This is a genomic window from Plantactinospora siamensis, from assembly GCF_042434095.1.
Lineage (GTDB): Bacteria > Actinomycetota > Actinomycetes > Mycobacteriales > Micromonosporaceae > KBS50.
The window spans coordinates 97,440-113,318 of the sequence record NZ_JBHLUE010000009.1 but is presented as its reverse complement, the minus strand read 5'-3'; the positions used below and the strand labels follow the sequence as shown (position 1 = coordinate 113,318).

General features: G+C 72.1%; 22 protein-coding genes. 11 read left to right on the top strand and 11 right to left on the bottom strand.

All coding sequences use genetic code 11. The features are described from left to right. Nucleotides 1-55 precede the first annotated feature (55 nt). The 3 genes from ACFFHU_RS12845 to ACFFHU_RS12835 form a co-directional block, all read right to left on the bottom strand. Nucleotides 56-370: a transcriptional regulator gene (locus tag ACFFHU_RS12845; RefSeq protein ID WP_377338478.1), complete on the bottom strand. Its 315-nt coding sequence runs from the start codon at nucleotides 368-370 to the stop codon at nucleotides 56-58. Further along, entirely contained in the window at nucleotides 370-762 is a 393-nt protein-coding gene (locus ACFFHU_RS12840) for a type II toxin-antitoxin system RelE/ParE family toxin (protein WP_377338476.1), read from the bottom strand. Before ACFFHU_RS12840 ends, ACFFHU_RS12845 begins: the two co-directional genes overlap by 1 nt. Nucleotides 763-935: 173 nt before the next feature. Further along, nucleotides 936-1,553, bottom strand: coding sequence for a TetR/AcrR family transcriptional regulator (locus ACFFHU_RS12835; RefSeq protein ID WP_377338474.1), 618 nt, complete (start codon nucleotides 1,551-1,553; stop codon nucleotides 936-938). A gap of 108 nt (nucleotides 1,554-1,661) precedes the next feature. Between ACFFHU_RS12835 and ACFFHU_RS12830 the strand changes: the two genes are divergently transcribed. Next, the gene (locus ACFFHU_RS12830) at nucleotides 1,662-2,660 is read left to right on the top strand and encodes an NADPH:quinone oxidoreductase family protein (protein WP_377338472.1); all 999 of its coding nucleotides are present in this window, start codon (nucleotides 1,662-1,664) and stop codon (nucleotides 2,658-2,660) included. A gap of 40 nt (nucleotides 2,661-2,700) precedes the next feature. Here the strand turns inward: ACFFHU_RS12830 and ACFFHU_RS12825 are convergent, their stop codons facing one another. Further along, complete coding sequence (locus tag ACFFHU_RS12825) at nucleotides 2,701-3,555, bottom strand: helix-turn-helix transcriptional regulator (RefSeq protein WP_377338470.1); 855 nt, start codon at nucleotides 3,553-3,555, stop codon at nucleotides 2,701-2,703. A 100-nt stretch (nucleotides 3,556-3,655) separates the two neighbouring features. On the opposite strand from ACFFHU_RS12825, the gene ACFFHU_RS12820 reads away from it, so the two are divergent. After that, on the top strand, nucleotides 3,656-4,420 hold the full coding sequence (locus ACFFHU_RS12820; RefSeq protein WP_377338468.1) for an SDR family oxidoreductase: 765 nt from the start codon (nucleotides 3,656-3,658) through the stop codon (nucleotides 4,418-4,420). 114 nt (nucleotides 4,421-4,534) lie between these two features. Here ACFFHU_RS12820 and ACFFHU_RS12815 read toward each other — a convergent pair whose 3' ends face one another. Both ACFFHU_RS12815 and ACFFHU_RS12810 read right to left on the bottom strand, forming a co-directional pair. Continuing rightward, nucleotides 4,535-4,939, bottom strand: coding sequence for a type II toxin-antitoxin system VapC family toxin (locus ACFFHU_RS12815; protein WP_377338466.1), 405 nt, complete (start codon nucleotides 4,937-4,939; stop codon nucleotides 4,535-4,537). Beyond that, on the bottom strand, nucleotides 4,924-5,181 hold the full coding sequence (locus ACFFHU_RS12810; protein ID WP_377338464.1) for a type II toxin-antitoxin system Phd/YefM family antitoxin: 258 nt from the start codon (nucleotides 5,179-5,181) through the stop codon (nucleotides 4,924-4,926). Before ACFFHU_RS12810 ends, ACFFHU_RS12815 begins: the two co-directional genes overlap by 16 nt. A 57-nt stretch (nucleotides 5,182-5,238) precedes the next feature. Between ACFFHU_RS12810 and ACFFHU_RS12805 the strand changes: the two genes are divergently transcribed. Genes ACFFHU_RS12805 through ACFFHU_RS12795 form a run of 3 tightly spaced genes read left to right on the top strand, consistent with a single transcriptional unit; the run spans nucleotide 5,239 to nucleotide 6,643 of the window. Continuing rightward, nucleotides 5,239-5,952: a hypothetical protein gene (locus ACFFHU_RS12805; protein ID WP_377338462.1), complete on the top strand. Its 714-nt coding sequence runs from the start codon at nucleotides 5,239-5,241 to the stop codon at nucleotides 5,950-5,952. A gap of 5 nt (nucleotides 5,953-5,957) precedes the next feature. After that, a complete protein-coding gene (locus tag ACFFHU_RS12800) occupies nucleotides 5,958-6,236 on the top strand; it encodes a type II toxin-antitoxin system Phd/YefM family antitoxin (protein ID WP_377338460.1) in 279 nt (92 codons plus the stop codon). Then, the gene (locus ACFFHU_RS12795) at nucleotides 6,233-6,643 is read left to right on the top strand and encodes a type II toxin-antitoxin system VapC family toxin (RefSeq protein ID WP_377338458.1); all 411 of its coding nucleotides are present in this window, start codon (nucleotides 6,233-6,235) and stop codon (nucleotides 6,641-6,643) included. Before ACFFHU_RS12800 ends, ACFFHU_RS12795 begins: the two co-directional genes overlap by 4 nt. Here ACFFHU_RS12795 and ACFFHU_RS12790 read toward each other — a convergent pair. From ACFFHU_RS12790 to ACFFHU_RS12775, 4 genes are all read right to left on the bottom strand, one after another. After that, nucleotides 6,570-7,283 carry an alpha/beta fold hydrolase gene (locus ACFFHU_RS12790; protein ID WP_377338456.1) on the bottom strand — a complete coding sequence of 238 codons (714 nt, stop codon included), beginning with the start codon at nucleotides 7,281-7,283 and terminating at the stop codon, nucleotides 6,570-6,572. The two genes, ACFFHU_RS12795 and ACFFHU_RS12790, sit on opposite strands and share 74 nt — an antisense overlap. Nucleotides 7,284-7,521: 238 nt before the next feature. After that, nucleotides 7,522-8,388 carry a DUF6745 domain-containing protein gene (locus tag ACFFHU_RS12785; RefSeq protein WP_377338454.1) on the bottom strand — a complete coding sequence of 289 codons (867 nt, stop codon included), beginning with the start codon at nucleotides 8,386-8,388 and terminating at the stop codon, nucleotides 7,522-7,524. A 90-nt stretch (nucleotides 8,389-8,478) separates the two neighbouring features. Next, nucleotides 8,479-9,375, bottom strand: coding sequence for a sigma-70 family RNA polymerase sigma factor (locus ACFFHU_RS12780; RefSeq protein ID WP_377338452.1), 897 nt, complete (start codon nucleotides 9,373-9,375; stop codon nucleotides 8,479-8,481). An 85-nt stretch (nucleotides 9,376-9,460) separates the two neighbouring features. Next, complete coding sequence (locus ACFFHU_RS12775) at nucleotides 9,461-9,916, bottom strand: carboxymuconolactone decarboxylase family protein (RefSeq protein ID WP_377338450.1); 456 nt, start codon at nucleotides 9,914-9,916, stop codon at nucleotides 9,461-9,463. A 163-nt stretch (nucleotides 9,917-10,079) separates the two neighbouring features. On the opposite strand from ACFFHU_RS12775, the gene ACFFHU_RS12770 reads away from it, so the two are divergent. Both ACFFHU_RS12770 and ACFFHU_RS12765 read left to right on the top strand, forming a co-directional pair. Next, nucleotides 10,080-10,454: a YciI family protein gene (locus tag ACFFHU_RS12770; RefSeq protein ID WP_377338448.1), complete on the top strand. Its 375-nt coding sequence runs from the start codon at nucleotides 10,080-10,082 to the stop codon at nucleotides 10,452-10,454. 65 nt (nucleotides 10,455-10,519) lie between these two features. Further along, nucleotides 10,520-11,722 (top strand): RNA polymerase sigma factor, encoded by a 1,203-nt coding sequence (locus ACFFHU_RS12765; protein WP_377338540.1) that lies wholly within the window; start codon nucleotides 10,520-10,522, stop codon nucleotides 11,720-11,722. A gap of 165 nt (nucleotides 11,723-11,887) precedes the next feature. On the opposite strand, the gene ACFFHU_RS12760 is transcribed toward ACFFHU_RS12765, so the two are convergent. Continuing rightward, on the bottom strand, nucleotides 11,888-12,805 hold the full coding sequence (locus ACFFHU_RS12760; protein ID WP_377338446.1) for an SDR family oxidoreductase: 918 nt from the start codon (nucleotides 12,803-12,805) through the stop codon (nucleotides 11,888-11,890). A 49-nt stretch (nucleotides 12,806-12,854) separates the two neighbouring features. Here ACFFHU_RS12760 and ACFFHU_RS12755 point away from each other — a divergent pair, with 49 nt between their 5' ends. The 4 genes from ACFFHU_RS12755 to ACFFHU_RS12740 all read left to right on the top strand — a co-directional run bounded on the left by ACFFHU_RS12755 (nucleotide 12,855) and on the right by ACFFHU_RS12740 (nucleotide 15,876). Further along, a complete protein-coding gene (locus ACFFHU_RS12755) occupies nucleotides 12,855-13,433 on the top strand; it encodes a TetR/AcrR family transcriptional regulator (RefSeq protein ID WP_377338444.1) in 579 nt (192 codons plus the stop codon). A 24-nt stretch (nucleotides 13,434-13,457) separates the two neighbouring features. After that, nucleotides 13,458-14,210 carry a class I SAM-dependent methyltransferase gene (locus ACFFHU_RS12750; protein WP_377338442.1) on the top strand — a complete coding sequence of 251 codons (753 nt, stop codon included), beginning with the start codon at nucleotides 13,458-13,460 and terminating at the stop codon, nucleotides 14,208-14,210. 84 nt (nucleotides 14,211-14,294) lie between these two features. Continuing rightward, nucleotides 14,295-14,954 carry a class I SAM-dependent DNA methyltransferase gene (locus ACFFHU_RS12745; protein ID WP_377338440.1) on the top strand — a complete coding sequence of 220 codons (660 nt, stop codon included), beginning with the start codon at nucleotides 14,295-14,297 and terminating at the stop codon, nucleotides 14,952-14,954. Between the two features lie 67 nt (nucleotides 14,955-15,021). Next, entirely contained in the window at nucleotides 15,022-15,876 is an 855-nt protein-coding gene (locus tag ACFFHU_RS12740) for a polysaccharide deacetylase family protein (RefSeq protein WP_377338438.1), read from the top strand. The last annotated feature ends 3 nt before the right edge of the window (nucleotides 15,877-15,879 follow it).

Genomic DNA, 15,879 nt, shown 5'->3' with positions numbered 1-15,879 from the left:
AGCCGACCGTACGTTCGCGCGGTAGACCCGGATGGCCGATCAGATCAGCGCAGGATCAGGCGATCTGCCGTAGGTCGCTGCCGTAGTCGAAGATGATCCGCATGCGGGCACCCAGCGCGCGCGCGTACCGGCTCAGGGTCGCCACCTCATTGGCCTCCAGATCACCGTTCTCGATCTGGCTGACCCGACCGGGCGTGACCCCCATCAGCTCGGCCACCTGCCGCTGGGTGAGCCCGAGCCGCCTACGCTCCTCGGCAAGGTGGAACGCGCTGACCCACGCCTCGGTACGGGCACGCTCCACATCGAGCGCGTCGTCGTCCCCATCGTGCAACTCGGCACGGATGTCGTCCCAGTCATGGAAGTCGCTCATCAGCCCTCCCTCCGCTTCCTCTCAAAGGCGAGCCAGCCCTCGTACGCCACCTCGGCGACCGGGATTGCCTCCTCGTACCACCGCGACCAGTCCCGGGCCTTGTTCCCGGCCACCAACAACACCGCCTGCGACCAGGGATCGAAGACGAACAGAACCCGGATGGCGACATCTCGCCCGGACCTCGGTCGCAGCTCCTTGAGGTTGCCGATGCTCGACCCTCGGAGCGTGTCGACCAACGGACGTCCCAACCCCGGACCAACCTCCGCGAGCATGTCGATCGCCACGTTCACCGCTCGGTATGTCGCCGGATCGGTCCGACGGAGCGACCGCAACCAGTCGCGCACATCGCTGGTCGTCCGGATCGCCCAGCGGCGTGCGGGACCGGGAGACATGTATCAACTATAGCTCGGCCTATACCGAAACCGCGCTGGACGGCCATGGCCACCGCTGGCCATGGCGTCCGTGGTGGTGCTCATCGGGCTACCCACCACCTTTCGCCACACCGGGCAATAATCTCCTGGCGAAACAGCGGCTCCGGAAGGCCTGGTGACGCGGCCGGACCGGGTCAGCTCGGCGACGACGGGAGCAGCGCGTCCCAGGCGGCCATCGCGCAGGTGATCACCGCCTCCAGTTCGGCGCGGTCGGCGCCGTCGCGGGCCTGTACGGACAGGCCCTGCACGACGGTGGTGTAGTAGCGGGCGACGGCGTCGACGACGGCGGGGGCCGCGGTGAGATCGCCCTCGGCGACGCCCCGGGCGAGCCGGTCCCGGATGGTGCCCAACATGTCCCGCCGGCGCTCGGCCAGGAACTCCCGGACCGCGTGGTTCTCCACCGCGCCGGTGGGCGCGGCCAGGATGAGCATGCAGTAGTGCGGCGTGTCCCGGCCGGTGACCTGGTCGGCGGTGGCCCGCAGCATGCCGTGGATCGCGGCCCGCGCCGTCGGCTGTTCCCGCAGCGCCCGTCGGGGCGGCTCGCCGGAGGTCGCGCCGTAGAGCGCCATGACCTTGCGGAACAGCTCTTCCTTGCTCCCGAAGCAGGCGTAGATGCTGGCCGAGGCGATCCCCATGGCCCGGGCCAGATCGCTGAGCGAGGTGCCCTCGTAGCCCCGTTCCCAGAACAGGTCCAGCGCCGCGCGCAGGGCGGTGTCCGGGTCGAACGTACGGGGTCTGCCCCGGGTGGCCATCCACGCTCCTTCGCCATTCTTGGTCGTTCGATCAAATTTACCTTGACCGGTCGCTGCGGCGCCCACCATAGTTTGTTGGTCGCTCAACAAACAAAGGAGCCGATCGTCGTGCACCGACCCTCAGCCATGCGCGCGTTGCGGCAGACGTCGCCGAACGGCCCGCAGGATCTCCGCCTGATCACCGACGCGCCGGTGCCGCAACCGGGCCCCGGCGAGATCCTGCTCCGGGTCACCGCCGCCGGCGTCAACTTCGCAGACCTCTCCCAGGCCAGCGGCGCGTTCGCCGGCGGTCCGCAACCGCCGTACGTGGCGGGCATCGAGGCCGCCGGCGAGGTCATCGCCATCGACGCCGGAGTGACCGGTGTCGAGCCCGGCGCCCACGTGGTCGGCACCACCATCCGCGGCGGCGCCTTCGCCGAGTACCTGGCGCTGCCGGCGGCCGCCACTGTCCCGGTGCCGGCGGGCTGGGCCGACGAGCAGGCCCTGGGGCTGGTCATGAACTGGCCGACCGCCCTGGCCGCCCTTCGACCACTCGGCGGGCTCGGCGCGGGGCAAACCGTGCTGATCCACGCCGCGGCCGGCGCGACCGGCCAGGCCGCGGTGACGTTGGCCAAGCACTACGGCGCGACCGTGATCGCCACCGCCGCGCCAGGCAAGCACGAGGTGGTACGCGCGCTGGGCGCCGACCACGTGCTGGACTCCCGCACCGGCGACATCGCCGCCGACGTTCTGCGGCTGACCGGCGGCACGGGAGTCGACCTCGTGCTGGAGTCGGTGGGCGGCGCCACGCTGGAAGCCAGCCTCGCCGCGGCCAGGCGGGTCACCGGCCGCGTCGTCGTCTACGGCCTGGCCGCCGGCGCCGCCACCATCAGCAACTGGGATCTGGTCTACAGGCACCAGGTCCAGGTCATCGGCCTGAACCTCGGCGCCCTGATCCAGTACGCGCCCCAGATCTTCGGCGAGGTGATGGGCGAGTTGTTGGGACTGGTCGCGGCCGGCATTGTCTCGCCCGGTCAGCCGACCCGGTACGCGCTGGAGGACGGGTCGAAGGCACTCGCCGCGCTGGAGTCGCGGGCCACCGTGGGCAAGCTGGCACTGCTGCCCTGAGCGGGACCGCGCGGTCAGGGCGGGTCGGCAGGGGTGACGCCTAACCGGCAGCCGGGTCGGCGGAGAACCGTTCCTGCCCCAGCACCGCGAGCAGTTGCAGCTTCTCGTACCCCTCGCTGCGCGGCGGGGCGGTGAGCACGAGCAGGGCCTGGGACTGGTCCTCGGTGAACAGCACCTGGCAGTCGAGCTCGATCGGGCCCAGCGTGGGATGGATCAGCGTCTTGTGGTCGGCGAAGCGTTGCGCCACCTCGTGCCGGTCCCACAGCGCGGCGAACTCCGGGCTGGCCTTCTGCAACGCCCGGACCAGCTCCCCGGCCCGTGACCGCGGACCCATCGAGCCGTACGCGGCACGCAGGTTGGCGACCTGGGCGCGGCTCTGCCGGTCGCGGTCCTCGGCCGGATAGCGCAGCCGCTCCGCCGGGTCGGTGAACCAGCGATAGATCTCGCTGCGGGCCAGCCCCGTGTGGCCCGACCGGTCCCCGAACAGGGCCTCGGCCATCCGGTTCTGCACGAGCGTCTCGCCGAGGTCGGACAGGATCAGCGCCGGGGTGTCGCTGAGCCGGTCCAGCACCCGCAGCAGGGCCGGCGCCACGTGCGTGGCCGTGGACACCCGGGCCGGGGCGTTCTGCCCCGCCACCTGGAACAGGTAGTCGCGCTCGTTGGTGGTCAGCCGCAGCGCCCGGGCGAGCGCGGCGAGCATCTGGGGGCTGGGCTGCGGCCCGCGCCGCTGCTCCAGCCGGGTGTAGTAGTCGGTGGACATGACGGCCAGCGCGGCGACCTCCTCCCGGCGCAGGCCCGGCGCGCGCCGGCGCACCCCCGCCGGCAGCCCGACGTCCCCGGGCCGCAGCGCCTCCCGGCGGCGGCGCAGGAAGTCGGCCAGCGCTGCGCGATCCATGCTCCCAGTATCCGGCCGGGGAGGTCGGCAACCAGGGATCGCCGGTCCCCCGACAACCGATCTCTTCCTGGCGACGGCGATGATCGGCCAGGCTGGGCGCATGGACATCTCCGGAAACACGGTCTTCATTCCCGGCTCCACCGGCGGCATCGGCCTCGCTCTGGCCCGCGCGCTGCGGGCCAGGGGCAACACGATCATCGTGGGCGGTCGGCGGACCGACCAGCTCGAGCGGATCGCGGCGGAGCACCCCGACATCGACACCGTACGCATCGACACGGCCGACCCGGCGAGCATCGCCGAGGCCGCCAAGGAGGTGCTGGCCCGGCACCCGGACCTCAACGTGCTGATCGCGATGGCCGGCATCATGCGCGTCGAGGACTGGCACCGGCCCGAGTCGTTCCTCGCCTCGGCCGAGTCGGTGATCACCACCAACGTGCTCGGCCCGATCCGGCTGATCGCCGCGTTCATCGAGCACCTGCGGTCCCGCCCGGACGCCACCATCATGACCGTCTCCTCGGGCCTGGCCTTCGCGCCGCTACGGGCAACCCCGAGCTACAACGCCTCGAAGGCCGCGATCCACATGCTCACCGAGTCGCTCCGGCTGCAACTGGCCGACACGGGCGTACGGATGGTGGAACTGGTGCCGCCGGCCGTGCGTACGGCGCTGCTGCCCGGCCAGGAGAACAGCGAGATCGCCGTGCCGCTGGACGAGTTCGTGACCGAGGTCGTCGAACTGCTCGCGTCGCAGCCCGACGCCCGGGAGATCCAGGTGGAGCGGGTGAAGTTCCTCCGCCACGCCGAGGCCCGCGGCGACTACGACCAGGTCGTCGCCACCCTCAACGCGGCCGACCCGCACGGCAGGTAGCGACCACCGGCCGCCGCTGGCCTGACCATGGCAGCTACGCAACCTCCACGGTACGACGGCCGTCCGGATCAGCGGTCGCGGCTGACAGGCACCGGACGCCGACAAGTCTGGGAGTTATGAGTTCGGCTGCTCTGCCAGCACGTTGGGCAGATCACCGAAGCGCGCCTTCGCGTCCCGGCTCAGGATGATTCGCCCGGTCTCAGCGGCGTGGGCAGCGATCATCAGGTCATGCGCGCCACGCGGCGTTCCGGCGCGTCGAACGTGCGCGATGAGTCGGGCGTGGTGCGCAGCCGTGGCGTCGGTGTAGTCGAGGACGTCGACAGCAGAGACGATCGCGGCCAAGGCTCGGGCACGGTCCGCTGCCCGCGTGACCGTGTCCGCGAGTTCGATGCCGACCCGGTACTCGGCGACGGTAACGGCGGCGATCGCCAGTTCGTCCTCGTCGAGCGAGGCGCGATCGAGACTTCCGCGTTCGTAGGCGATCAACACGTTGGTGTCGAGGATCAGGCGTCGGCCCACGGATCCGTCCGTTCGTTCGTCACGTAGCGCAGAGCTTCAGCAAGATCGGCCTCGAAGTGGTCGTCGGGTACGGGTACGTCGGCCAACGCCGTCCGTAGGTCTCGGCCGGTGCGACGGCGTGCTGGATGGATCTCGGCGATCGGGCGATTCCCGCGCGTGATGGTGACGCTCTCACCGCGCTCGATGGCGTCGAGAAGATCTGAGAACCTACGGGAAGCTTCCGTAGCCGAGATTGTTCGCACGACGCCATTGTATCTGATTATCAGATTCGGCGGGACCACAGCTCGTCCAGCAGCGCGTTGAGGTACGCGGCTTGTTCGCGGTGCGTCTCATGGGCGGCGCCGGGCACCCGGACCAGCCGCGCGGGCTGGCGGCGATGCGGAGCCGGCGACTGGGCGATCGCGCTCCGCTCCCCCGACGACACGACGGTCGCCCGGATCAGTCTGTTCGACCCGACCGGCCCGTACACCGCCGCCCTGTACCGGGAGGCCGCGCGCACCCGCCAGGTCCCGATCCTGTACGCCCACCGCCGGCTGGCCGGTGGCGGCGACCTTCAGCTCCTGGAATGGCTGCGGCTCGTACCCGAGGACCGTGCCGCCGCCTTCCACCGGGCCACGTCCGCGCCGACCGCGGACGTGACCGACCTCGTCGACGTGGTACGCCGCATCCACCAGCGGGCCCGACGCGAGCTGCCCTGGTGCGGACCCCTGGACACCAACCCCAGCAACATCATGGGCGCCTCGGACGGGCGGCTCGTGCTGGTCGACCCGCTCTACGCCGACGGCCCGAACCTCTACGCCACGGCGGCCGCCGATCCCGGCCGGGTGGTCGCGCTGATCCCCGAGCCCGAGCGCCGGCCCACAGACGACAACGCTGATGACCACGCGGAACCGGAACCGGGTTCACCGCCAGCAAGTCGCCATGATCCGGAACCTCGCCGACCCCTCCTCGGCGATCAGGCAGCTCGGACGACGCCAGGAGCTAGAACTGTAGAACATTTAGTTCTACAGTAGTGTCCATGGAACGCATCGGTGTCCGGGAGCTGAACCAGAACACGAGCCAGGTGTTGGCTCGGGTCAGCGGCGGCGAGACTGTCGAGATCACCGATCGCGGGCACCCGATTGCCCGACTTGTTCCGGTGGGCGACGACAGGTCGGTGTTGGCCAAGTTGGTAGCGGCAGGGCGGGCCGTCTCCCCGACCGGCGGCGGCTCTGTGCCACTTCCACCGAAGCTCGGTGACGAAAGTGTGGACGTGGCCGCTTCGCTCGCTGCGATGCGCGACGAGGAGCGCTGGTGATTTATCTCGATTCAGCTGCCGTCGTCAAGCTGGTTCGGCAGGAGGTATGCAGCGTCGAACTTGTCTCCTGGCTCAACAAGCACGACGATGTGCCGCTGGTCTCCTCCGCCCTCGTCGAGGTGGAAGTGCCCGGAGCGCTGCGTCGATCAGCCCCGCAAGCGTTGATCGGAGTGCCAGCTGCCGTTGGACGACTGTTCCGACTGGAGATCGACAGTACGATCCGTGCGACCGCAGCCGCCTTCGCCGAGCCGACGCTCCGCAGCCTCGATGCCATCCATCTGGCGACCGCCCAAGTGCTGACCAACGAGTCCGGCACGGCACTCACCGCCTTCGTCACTTACGACCGACGGCTACTCGAATGCGCCAAAGAAGCAGGACTACCCGTAGCAAGCCCCGGCCAAGACTGACACAGATCCCCCATCCTGCTGCGGAGTCTGGCCGCCGTGTGGCATCGCGGCCACGGCTGCGGCCTGCGCACCTGCGCACCCTCCGGGCCGCGGCCAGTGGCGCGGTCGTCAACTCCGCCAGCCAGCACGGTCGTTCGTGCAGGGCCGTGTGCGCGGCCCGGAGCAGCCAGCTCGCCGGCTCGGGCCGCGGCCGGTCCCCGTACACCTGGTCGAGATAGTCCTCCGCCGGCCGCCGGCGGGCCTCGGACATGAACCGGCGGGCGTCCTGGACCGCGCCGGCCACCACCGGATCGTCCGACGCCAGCCCATGGGCGCACGGCTCGATCAGCGTCAGCGACCGGACCTGGTCGGGCCGGGCGGCGGCGGCCACCGTCGCCACCGTTGCGCCGTACGAGTGCCCGACCAGGTGGGCGCCGCCGGCCAGCAACCCGAGCACGTCCTCGGCGTCGACGACGTAGTCGCTGGTCACGTCGGCGTCCCGGAGATCCGGGCTGGCGCCGAAACCCCGCCGGTCGGGCAGCAGGACGCGCCGCGCCCGGGCCAGCGGCCGCTGCCGCTCGAAGGCCCGGGCTGCCCAGCTCAGCGTGCCGTGGATCAGGATCGCCGGGGTCGCCTCGGCGGGTCCGTCCCAACTCGACACGCTGACCGGCGGCCGCGTGCCCGGACCCTGCCGGCCGGCCTCCGACGAACAGTTCGCCGGGGCCCGGCCGGTCACTTCCCGCCGCGCCTGCTCCGCAGGTGCCGCGGATACACGTTATGGACGAGGTACGCCGCGATCATCAGCCCGACGGTGAGGAAGATGCCGATGAGCGTGTGGGTGGTCATGCGTCGCTGATTCCCACTCGGCCGTCCGGTCAAGCGGCGTGCGCCGGTGGAGATCAGCGCGGCAGCGGCGGCTGCCAACCGTCCCGGTAGCGCACGCCGTGCGGCCGCAGCCGGACCTGGTCGTGCACCGTGCCGGCCACCGGCTCCGTGCTAATCAGGTCCGGCCGGTCCACCACCACGCAGACCTGCTCCCCCGGCCACCACCAGCCGCAGGATCGGGCCAGGGTGGCCCACTCGTCCAGGTGCGCGGCCTCGTCCGGCCCGTACCGGGCGAGGCCCAGCCGGCGTAGCGTGTCGTAGTAGCCGATCCAGAAGGCGTCCTGCTGCCCGTACCAGCAGACCGCCACGGGCCCGTCGCCGGCCAGCGCCGCCCGCACCGGCAGGTAGTACCCGTGCGCGAGGCTGCGGTGCAGCGTGGCGCGTACGCCCTGGTGCAGCACGACGGCCAGCGGTACGCCGACCTCCAGCGCGTGCAGCGGCTCCAGCTCCGGCCACGGCTCCCGCTTCTTCCCGCGGCGCATCGGCGAGAGTTCCGGATCGGGGTACGTGGTGCCGTCACTCAGCGCGGCACGCAGCTGGGACCCCAGCATGGCCAGGTCGCTGGCCAACGGTGGCGGGCCGGCCGGGGCGGGATCGCGGATCCACGCGTAGAGCTGGTCGAGGGTGGGCCAGCCGGCGATCAGCGGGCGGACCTTGGCCGGCGAGTCCACCCACTCGAACCGGGGACGCGGCCGTCCCGCCCGGGCGTAGATGGCGCTGAGGGATTCTTCGGCGGTGGGCCTGTCGGCCGGTTCGGTGCACAGGGCGTGGTCGAGCCATTCCTGGCGGATCCGGAGTGCCTGCTGCCACAGCTCGGCTGGGCCACTGCGTACGGGATGCGGAGGCGTCGCGGCGACACTGCGCCGCGCGGCGGCGCTCATCGCGCCGGGGCGTCGCCGCCCTTCCGGTAGGAGATCATGTATCGACTATGACCCGGACCGCGGCGCCGCCGCAACCCCTTACCTCGCGAGTCATCCCGGTCCGGGATCGGCGCCGGCGAGGAGTCGCCGGAGGCGGGCCGGATCGGCGATCGCGTCGATGCGGGTGATCGTGTCCGCCACCACGGTGAAGCCCATGACGGTCACCGGCCGCCCGTGCACGACGACCAGCATCCCGGCCGCGCCGTTGACCAGCACCGGGCGCAGCTCGGCGGCGGGCGCCGCGAGCCACTGCCGCAGCCCGCTGGTCGCCTGCCGGGCGACCGCGGCCGCGCCGCGCAGCATCATCGAGGCCTCGGGGGCGCCCGCGTCGGTACGCAGCAGCGCGTCCGGGTGCAGCACCGCGACCAGCGCGTCGAAGTCACCCCGCCGGGCCGCGGCGAAGAACGCGTCGACCAGCCGCCGTTGTCGTACCAGATCCGGGGCCGGCGCCCGCGCGCCGGCGACCCGGTGCCGAGCCCGGCTGGCCAGCTGCTTCGCGGCGTTCGGCGACCGTCCGACGATGCCGGCGATGCGGTCGAAGGGCAGGTCGAACAGGTCGTGCAGGACGAACACCAGCCGTTCGTCGGGGCTCAGGGTGTCGAGCACGACCAGGAGGGCGAGGCCGACCGAGTCGGCCAGCAGCGCCTGCTCCTCCGGCTGCGGGTGCCCGACCGGGCTGACCACCGGGTCGGGCAGGTGGTCCGGCAGGGACTCCTCGCGCCGGTGCGCGCGCGAGCGGAGCATGTTCAGGCAGACCCGGGCGAGCACCGTGGTGAGCCACCCGCCCAGGTTCCGCACGTCGTCAGCGCCCGAGCGGCTCAGCCGCAACCAGGTGTCCTGCACCGCGTCGTCGGCCTCGGTCAGCGACCCGAGCATCCGGTACGCCACCGCCCGCAGGCGTGGCCGGTGCTCCTCGAAGCGATCGGCCAGCCACTCGCTGTCGTTCAAACGATTCTCGTCCTCGTGTTCGGGTCCCTGCCAGATTGACGCGCCTCGCGTCGTCGACGTGACGTCCGGCGCTCCCCGGCCGCGGTCAGGAGTCCACGCCCGCCGGCTGATGGATGGGGACGCTGAGCCGGTTGAAGGCGTTGATCGTGGCGATCTCGATGAGCAGACCGGCGAGACCGCGCTCGTCGTAGTGGGCGGCCGCGGCGTCCCAGACCTCGTCGGGGACCGGGTCGGTGGCGTCGGCGAGCCGCGTGGCGGCCTCGGTCAGCGCCAACGCGGCCCGCTCGGGGTCGGTGAAGCAGCGCGCGTGCCGCCAGGCGGCGACCGCGGCGACGCGCTCGTCGCTCGCACCCGCCTGCCTCAGCTGCAGCGCGTGCATCCCGGTGCACACGCTGCAGCCGTTGATCTGGCTCGCCCGCAGCCGGATCAGCTGGGCGGTCTGCTCGGGGACCGCGTCGGTCCGGCCGGCCGCGTTGAACGCGATCAGCGCCTTCACCGCCTCCGGTACGAGCAGCCCGACGCTGGACATCCGTGCCTGCATGGTTGCCTCCGCGGCTCTCCGTGCCGGCCCTGGACCGGCGGTTGATCGTGTCCACCGGGATGACCCGCGGCGCGGCGGCGAGGTAACAGCACGGGCCGAAAATTCTTTCCCGCGGCGCTGTCGAATCCGCCCGGCCCGTTCGACATCCCGGTGGAGGACAATCGTGGATCTTGTGAGGGAGGACGACATGCCGCAGTACGCGGTTCTGATCTACCCGGCGGCCGACGACGCGCAGGCCGGACCGGAGGTCCTGCAGGCGCACGACCGGCATGCCGCGGAGCTGGAACGGTCCGGTGGCCTGGTGGCGGCGTTCGCGCTGGAGCCGGACGCGACCGCGACGTCGATCCGCGCCGACGCGGTGACCGACGGGCCGTTCGTGGACGCCAAGGAGGTCGTCGCGGGCTTCTACGTGATCGAGGCGCCCGACCTGGACGCCGCGCTGCGGATCGCCGGCGCGAACCCGGCCGTCGCGCAGGGCGGCGGCGTCGAGGTCCGGCCGGTCGAGGGCAGTTTCGTCCGCCCGACGGCGGGTGGATGACCGGCCGGGAACCGGCGTCCGCCGCCCGGGCGGTGGCCGACGCGCACCGTCGCGGCTGGGGCCTGGTGCTCGCCGCGACGGTGCGCGTCGCCCGGGATCTTGACCTGGCCGAGGAGTGTGTCCAGGAGGCGTACGCGGACGCCCTGACGGCGTGGCCCGCGGCCGGCGTCCCGGCCGAGCCGGTCGCCTGGCTCACCACCACGGCCCGGCGCCGTGCCATCGACGCGATCCGGCGGGACCGGGTCTACCGGAGCAAGCTCGCCCTGCTGGTACGTCCGGGCGACGAGAGCGACGAACCGGCTCCCGCCGTACCGGCGGAACCCGCCCTGCGGGCGCCGGCGGACCTGCCGGACGAGCGCCTACGGCTGATCTTCATGTGCTGCCATCCGGCGCTGGCGCCGGAGGTTCAGCCGGCGCTCACGCTGCGGCTGGTGTGCGGGCTGACCACCGCGGAGGTCGCCCAGGCGTTCCTGGTCTCCGAGCCGACGATGGCGGCCCGGTTGACCCGGGCGAAGAAGAAGATCTCCGCCGCCCGGATCCCGTTCCGTGTTCCGGCGGCGGCCGAGCTGCCGGCCCGGCTCGGGGCGGTCCTCGGGGTGATCCACCTGCTGTTCACCACCGGGCACACCGCCCCGTCCGGCGCGGCGCTGGTCCGGGCCGAGCTGACCGGTCAGGCCCTGCACCTGGCGCGGATGCTGCGCGCGCTGGCGCCGGACGAGCGGGAGGTGTGCGGGCTGCTCGCGCTGCTGCTGGTCACCGACGCCCGGCGCGGCACTCGGGTGGACGACCGGGGCCGGCTGCTGCGGCTGGACCAACAGGATCGCTCCCGGTGGGACCGGGCCGCCATCGCCGAGGCGCACGAGCTGATCGTGGCCGCCCTGCGGGGCGGCCGGCCGGGACGGTACGCGCTGCAGGCCGCGATCGCCGCCCTGTACGCCCAGGCACCGACCTTCGAGCAGACCGACTGGCCGCAGATCCTCACGCTCTACGACGAGCTGCTGGCGGTGTGGCCCTCTCCGGTCGTGCGGCTCAACCGCACCGTGGCGCTGGCACAGGTCGCCGGTCCCGAGCACGCCCTGCGCGAGATCGAGCGGTTGGAGCACCATGGACGGCTCGCCGGCTACCGGTACCTGCCCGCGGTCAAGGCGGACCTGCTCCGGCGGCTGGGCCGGACCGCCGAGGCCGCCCTGGCCTACGGGCAGGCGTTGGAGCTGACCGGCAACGACGGTGAGCGGGAGTTCCTGTCCCGACGCCTGAACGGCGGCTGATCGGCGTCGAATCTCCCGATCGGCGGCGCGGCGGGGCTCAGGACCGCCGGTGAAGATTGCGATCGCGGGGTCGTACTCGTCGACGATCAGGGTCACCAGATCGATCCGCATTCGACCAGCCTAGGGACCGGAGTGACCTCGTCCTGGCCGGTCCCCGGGCTCCGGTCAGGGTTGGATGTTCTCCAGGTCCGCCAGCAGGCTCGGGTGCTTCGGCGCCCACCCCAGCGCCTCCCGGGTGTGGGCGCTGGACGAGGGCTGGTCGGCCGCGAAGATGCCGCCGAGCGGGCCGTAGGTCTCCGCCGACACCTCCCGGACCGGCAGGCCCAGCCGCCGGCCGATCACCGCGGCGATGTCGCGTACCCGGTCTCCCTCGTCGGCCACCGCGTGCCAGGAGGTGCCGGCCGCCGCCCGCTCCAGGGCCAGCCGGAACAGGACCGCCGCGTCGAGCGCGTGCACGGCGGGCCAGCGCTGGGTGCCGTCACCCGGGTAGCCGGACACCCCGGTCTGCCGGGCGATGTCGGTCAGCAGGCCGGCGAACCCGCCCCGGCCCTCGTTGTGCACGGTGCGCGGCAGCCGGATGGCGGCGCTGCGTACGCCCTGTGCGGCCAGGTCCAGCACGGCCGCGACCGCGCGGCCGCGACCGCCGACCGGCCCGTCGACGATCGGCGGGTCGTTCTCGGTCGAGGCCCGGCCCGGTACGGCGGGCGTGCCGGAGACCGTGACGAAGGGCCGGTCGCTGCCGATGAGTTCCTCGCTCAGGGCGGCGAGGGCGGCGCCCTCGGTGGCGACCGCCTTCGCGACGGCCTCGGCCGTGCTGAAGTCGTGGTCGAACGCCAAGTGGATCACCCCATCGGCGCGGGCGGCCCCGGCGCGCAGGACGTCGAGGTCGGCCAGGCCGCCCCGGATGGTCTCGGCGCCGGCCTTCTCGGCGGCCGCGGCGGATGCGTCGGATCGGGTGAGCGCGAGGACGGTGTGGCCGTTGCTGAGGAGTTCGGCGACGACGGCGGAGCCGATCAGGCCGGTGCCGCCGGTGATGAAGACGTGCATGGACATCTCCCGCAGGTGATGGGACTCTTGTCCCATCACCCTACCAGAGTGATGGGACAAAGGTCCCGTCGCCTATGCTGGGACCATGGGTCGATGGGAGCCGGGGGCACGCGAGCGCCTCGTCGTGGCCGCCGTCGACCTGTTCACCGAACAGGGGTACGACGCCACGACGGTCGCCCAGATCGCCGAGCGGGCCGGGGTCACCAAGAGCACCTTCTTCCGACACTTCCCGGACAAGCGCGAGCTGCTGGTGGCCGGCCAGGAGATGCTGAGCCGGCTGCTGGCCGAGGGGATCGCCGAGGCGCCGGCGGACGCCAGCCCGCTCGCGGCGGTGGCCGCCGGCCTCGAACGCGCGTCGGCCGCCATGGGCCCGATGAACCGGCAGCTCGGGCCGCGACTGAAGGCCGCCATCGCCGCCAGCGCCGAACTGCAGGAGCGGGACGCGCTCAAGAGCGTCAGCCTCGCGGCCGCGATGACGGCCGCCCTGGTCGCCCGCGGCGTACCCGACCCAACCGCGGCCCTCGCGGGCGAGCTGGGAGTGTTGGCGTTCAAGCGCGGCTACGCGGACTGGTCCGAGGGCGACCACGACGCCAATGACGAGCTCGCACCGTACGCCCTGGCGGCCCTGGACGAACTGCGCGCCGCGAGCGCGTCGCTGGGCTGACCGGCGAGCCTCCAGAGGTGCCACATGAGTGAGTCGTTCTATTCGCACGCGAGGCTGTACGACCTGATGTTCCCGGGCGGCGGCCCTGCCGTCGGCTTCTACCGGGCCGCCGCCGACCGGTACGGCGGGCGCGTGTTGGAGCTCGGGTGCGGCACCGGACACAAGCTCGTCCCGATCGCGTCCGACGGGCACCCGTGCGTCGGCCTGGACTTCTCGGCGGACATGCTGGCGCAGGCTCAGCGGAAGGCGAACGAGCGCGGCATTGTGGTCGAATGGCTACGGGGCGACATGCGGGGCTTCGAGCTGGGTCGCACCTTCGACTTCGTGTTCATCGCAGCCAATTCCCTGCTGCATCTGCACGAGACAGAGGATCTGGTGAGCTGCTTCCGGGCGGTTCGACGGCACCTCGCGCCTGGGGCTCGATTCGTCTTCGATGTGTTCAACCCGAGCGTGCGCCTGCTTGCCGCCGCCGATGGCGTCCGGCGCACCCGGGAGTCGTTGTCGTTCGTGGATCCCGACCGTGGCACCGTCAGCGTCGAGGTCAGTGAGATCTATGATGCGCCAGCACAGGTCACCCGCGGCACGTGGCACCTCTCGACCGACGCCGAGCCCGACTTCGTCGTCGCGCCACTCGAAATCAGGAGCATCTTCCCGCAGGAGTTGCCGCTGCTGCTCTCGGCCGGCGGCCTTCGTCTCGTCGAGCGCTCCGGCGACTGGTCCGGTCGACCCCTCGCCGCGGACTCACCGCTCCAACTCTGCATCTGCGAGTCCGCCTGACGGCACTGCTCCCGGATGCCAGATGTCGGGGCGGCCGGCGGTAGATTCGCGGCCGCAACGCTTCCGACGGAAAGGCCAACGGGGATGGACGCCAGGACCGAAGAGCTGCGGAACGCGCACGATGTGCTTTCGGAGTGGTACGCGGAGAACCTGTCGGGGGCGCTCGACAGCATGCCCGTCGAGCGGGCCATGCTCGACCTGTTCGCCGAGCTGACCCTGGCCGTCGGCGCCGAGGTCGCTGACGTGGGCTGCGGCACCGGACGCCTGCTCCCCTATCTCGCGGGCCGGGGCCTGTCGCCGCGGGGCGTGGATCTGTCTCCCCGGATGGTGGAGGTGGCGCGACGGGAGAACCCCGGCTTCGCCTACGAGGTCGCCGACCTGCGCGCGCTGCCGTTCGAGGACGCCTCCCTGGCCGGGGTGGTGTGCTGGTTCTCGCTGATCTATCTGGCGCCGGACGCCAGGGTTCCGGCCTTCGCCGAACTCGCCCGGGTGGTCCGGCCGGGCGGTTACCTGGTGACCGCCTTCAAGCACGGCGACGGCACCGTGCACCGCAACGCTCCCGGCAGCCGCGTCGAAAGGTTCGGCATCGACTTCGACCGGTACTGGCTCTCCGCGCGGGAGATGCAGGAACGCTTCGCCGCCGCCGGCTTCGCCCTGATCTTCCAGGGCAGTACGCCGCCGGAGGAGTCGTACCCCCCGTACGGCTACATGCTGGTCCGCAGGACCGACTCCGGACGTTCGTAGCCGCAGCGCGTCGGGGCCGCCCCAGGCACTACCCAAGCGAAAATCGCTCGCTTATAGGCTCACCGGCGTGCGACGTCACCTGCCCGTGCACCGTGCCCTGATCACCGCGGCCGTCATGGTGATCGTCCTGGTGAGCGGAACGGCCGGCTGCGGCCACCAGGACACCCGACACTCTGGGTCCGCCTCACCCTCCGGCCAGCCGACGCGGCAGCCGGGCGAGGCGCTGGCCCCGCCCGGAGGCTCCCCGGCGCAGGGCCGGGCGGCCGTGCCGAGTCCCGGGGTCGGGCCGACGTCACCGGGCTTCCCGACGACCCCGGCGCCGCAGCCGGTGGCCATCCGCGGCGGAGCGGCCGCGCCGATCTACCACCGCCTGCCGGTGCACCAACCGGTTGCCTTCCTGACCATGGACGACGGCCAGGTCCAGCTACCCGGCGCGCCGGCGCTGATGCGCACGGTCCACGTCCCGTTCACGATGTTCCTCATCGCCCCGGTCGCCGCCGGGAACCCCGAGTTTTTCCGGCAGCTCGTGGCCGCCGGCGGCGTGATCGAGGACCACACGCTCACCCACCGGAGCCTGCGCGGGCTGCCCTATCCGATCCAGCGTCGCGAGATCTGCGGCGCGCGCGACAGCCTGCGGGCCACGTTCGGCGCCCCGCCCAGGTTCTTCCGCCCGCCGTACGGCAACTACGACCACAACACCCTCGCCGCCGTGCACGACTGCGGCCTGGAGGCCGCGTTCCACTGGTCGGAAACCGTCCGAGAGGGCAAGGTCTTCTACCAGACCCCCGATCACCGGATCCAGCCCGGCGACATCATCCTGATGCACTTCCGGTCGACCTTCGTCCAGGACGTGACCGCCGCGCTGACCGCCATTCGCGCCAGCGGGCTCACCCCGGCGCTGCTGGAGGACTACATCCGCTGACCG